The sequence below is a fragment of the Slackia sp. genome, assembly GCF_977041755.1.
Genome location: NZ_CDRRGL010000182.1, coordinates 1 through 2,955, shown reverse-complemented (window position 1 = coordinate 2,955; position 2,955 = coordinate 1). Strand labels below are relative to the sequence as shown.

3 protein-coding genes are annotated in these 2,955 nt (G+C 59.3%); all 3 read right to left on the bottom strand.

Going from position 1 to position 2,955, the window contains the following annotated elements; translation table 11 throughout:
* Positions 1–1,549, bottom strand: a 1,549-nt coding sequence (gene hisG, locus ACWI8T_RS09235; protein WP_449138727.1) for an ATP phosphoribosyltransferase, incomplete at its 3' end; no start/stop codon positions are given.
* Positions 1,550–1,686: 137 nt separating this feature from the next.
* Positions 1,687–2,610: a histone-lysine N-methyltransferase gene (locus tag ACWI8T_RS09230; RefSeq protein WP_302887017.1), complete on the bottom strand. Its 924-nt coding sequence runs from the start codon at positions 2,608–2,610 to the stop codon at positions 1,687–1,689.
* Positions 2,611–2,664: 54 nt separating this feature from the next.
* Complete coding sequence (locus ACWI8T_RS09225; RefSeq protein WP_260162761.1) at positions 2,665–2,796, bottom strand: hypothetical protein; 132 nt, start codon at positions 2,794–2,796, stop codon at positions 2,665–2,667.
* Positions 2,797–2,955: the final 159 nt, after the last annotated feature.

Here is a 2,955-nt window from a genome sequence, read left to right as displayed (position 1 = left end):
CGGGACTTGCAAAGAAGCGCGCGGAGCATTTCAGCACCTCATCGACTATGACCAGGTCGTTTTCTCGAAGCGTGGTGCCCGTCGCAGTAATGTCGACGATGCGGTCAGACAGGCCAACCATGGGACCAAGCTCAATGTTGCCATGAAGCGTAACGATATCGGCTTGCACGCCAATTCGATCGTAATACGCCTGGGTGATGCGCGGATACTTCGTCGACACGCGAATGGAACCGCGGCGCGCATAAGCGGCATCGGCCGCGCCCTTCGCGCTCGCAGGCTCGGCAACCACGAATCGGCACGCGCCATAGCCAAGATCGATGAGCTGCACCAAATCGAGGCCCGCCTCGACAAGCGAATCGCGACCGCAAATGCCGCAATCGGCTCCGCCAGAGGCAACGAAGGCAGGGGCGTCGGTGGGCCTCACGATGACATAGTCGACGCCCTGGCCATGCACGATAAGGTGTCGCCCCACATCGTGCAGCGGTTCGGTGTCGAGCCCCGCCGCCGCAAGCGTCTCAACCGTATCAGCGAACAGCGACCCCTTCGGCACCGCAATGCGCAGCGGGCGCGCTTCAGCGTTGTTCGCGACGGCTTCCTCGATTTCCTCGAGCGATAAAGCGAAGCCGGCCGAGGGCAAATCGCGCTCGCCCAGCCGCGAAAACGCTTCGTCATAGCGCCCACCCGATCCAAGAGGGGCCGATACGCCATCGGCATATACGGAAAACACGAGGCCCGTGTAATAGCCGAACGAGTTCATGACCGAAAAATCAACCGCAAGGTTGTCGGCAAAGCCCGCTTTTTGTGCCGACTCGAACAACGCGCGCAGCTCCGACACGCCCCCATCGGCGATGCCCGCCGCCGCAAGCGCGGCGGAAGCCGCATCGAGCGCCTCGACTCCGCCGCTGATGTGCGGCAAGGTCGCTATTGCGTTCACGAGATTCTCGGGCGCGTCCACGTCTGAAAGCGCCGCATCCAAATCGACGAAATCGGACGCATGCACGCATGAGAGAAGCTCTTCGCGCTTGGAACCAGCGATGCCCGCCGCCGCGAGGAGCTCGTTCATGGGACGAACGCTTCCGCATACAATGCGCCACTTGGAAACGCCCACGGCGTTGAGCGCTTCGGCCGCCATGGACACCACTTCAAAATCGGCCTCGACGCCGCTTGCGCCAATGAGCTCGATGCCAAGCTGCGTAAACTGGCGGGAGCGCGCCATGTATTGAGCCTGTTCACGCACGACGGGGGCGGCATAGCGCAAGCGAATGGGCGCTTCCGTATGCGCCAGACGAGTTGCAACGAGGCGTGCGATGGGCATGGTGAGGTCGCTTCTCACCACGAGCAGGCGGCCATCGCCATCGAAAAGCTGAAAAGGCGTGGCAGCAGACTCACCGGCCATCGCCAGCGAAGATTGCTCTTCGAGCAAGGGCGTTTCGACCGGCAGGTACCCGTGGGACGCGAACCCGTCACTCACGATGCGGGTTATGCGCTCACGCTCGATGGCCTCATCGGGCATGATGTCTCGGAATCCTCGGGCGGTAATAGGCCTCACTGCGTGTCACCTTCCCCTTTCATATGTGGTAACGTGTTAGACACTTTATCACAGTAGAGTGCTCGAGTATTGCATCGTTGTCCTGCTCTTCATAAAAGAAAACCCGCCATTTGGCGGGTTTCTATAAATTCCAGTTTCTAGGCGTTCACATATACATAGAAGAGTCTGAGCGTGTCGGACAAATTGTTCGACACGTTCGCCGCGGAATAGTCGTAATTCAAACGGCACTGCCACGCGTGCTGGGCCCCGTCAAGCGCGGCGGGCGCCTCGCCCGAGAAGGTGTATTGCTCTTGGGCAATAGTCTTTCCGTCGTTCGCGTAGGTGCGGTATTCGTCGGCGGAAGGAAGCTCAACCGAGCCATCTTCAACCGTCAAGCCGGCATCGCCGAGCAGGGTCTCAACAACGTGCTTTTCGGTCACCGCGTCGGAGAAGCTCACATCGCCATACCCCAACGTCGACATCGCGGCGGAATAGCCCGCCTGAGTGATTTTTCCATCTTTATCGAGCGTGAGATACACCGAAGGCGTATTGCCCTTCGAGTCGGCCTGCTGCTCGGTAAGCGCAAGCGTCACCGTTTTGCCCACGACTTCGGTGGTCTTCGAATCGCCTTCGCCTTTTTCCTCGGTTATGTCGGAAGAGCTCGCCACGGTGGCACCACGACCAACCTTCGAGATGGCCTCATCTTCCGTTGATCCGAGCAACGCAACCAAATTCGGAGCGGTAAGGCGGCTGCCCTGCTTTTTCGCATCGGTCGCCTCGGCAGTGTCTTTCAGCGTGGCGGCAGTCGAGCTTGAAGCCTGGCTCGCAACATCGCTTGCTTCCTGGTACAGCATGAATGCGAAATACCCCAATGCCGCGATAAGCACCACGAGCACCGCGCTCACGACGATGAGCACTGTGCGCATGCGCTTCGATTTCTTTTGATGGACGGAAATGCCCTTCGTGGCTTCAGGCGCGTTGTTCTCCAAAGCATCATATTCGGGCGCAGCCTGAACGGATGCGCCATCAATGAGCTCCGCGTCAGCTTCCTGAACGCGAGCGTGCTTCCCATGCTTGGCCATTCGTATTCCTTTCAATACGCACGTGAGCCCGCCTTAAGCGAGCCCACGTGGAAATTAATGCAGCACCGTATATGCGATAAACGCGATGACGGCAACCACGGCCAGCCCTATAATCGCTTTTTGCATCGTGGTCATAGGGGCGATATCATTCAGGTCGTTCTCGTCTTCGACGCTTCGCTTGCCCATAGCGATGCCCTACCTCGTCGAACCAGGCTGGACGGCATTCGCCCCCGCCGTGGAGCTCGAAGCGGTTTCGGCCGAGCCGCCTTCCGCGGATTTCTCATCGGAATCGTCTCCAGCGGAAACCGATTTGCTCGAAGACACCTCAATCGTGGAAAGCACATC

Coding starts and splice junctions, on each gene's coding strand:
- ACWI8T_RS09230 (WP_302887017.1), bottom strand. CDS start 2,610: ATGGCCAAGCATGGGAAGCACGCTCGCGTTCAGGAAGCTGACGCGGAG.
- ACWI8T_RS09225 (WP_260162761.1), bottom strand. CDS start 2,796: ATGGGCAAGCGAAGCGTCGAAGACGAGAACGACCTGAATGATATCGCC.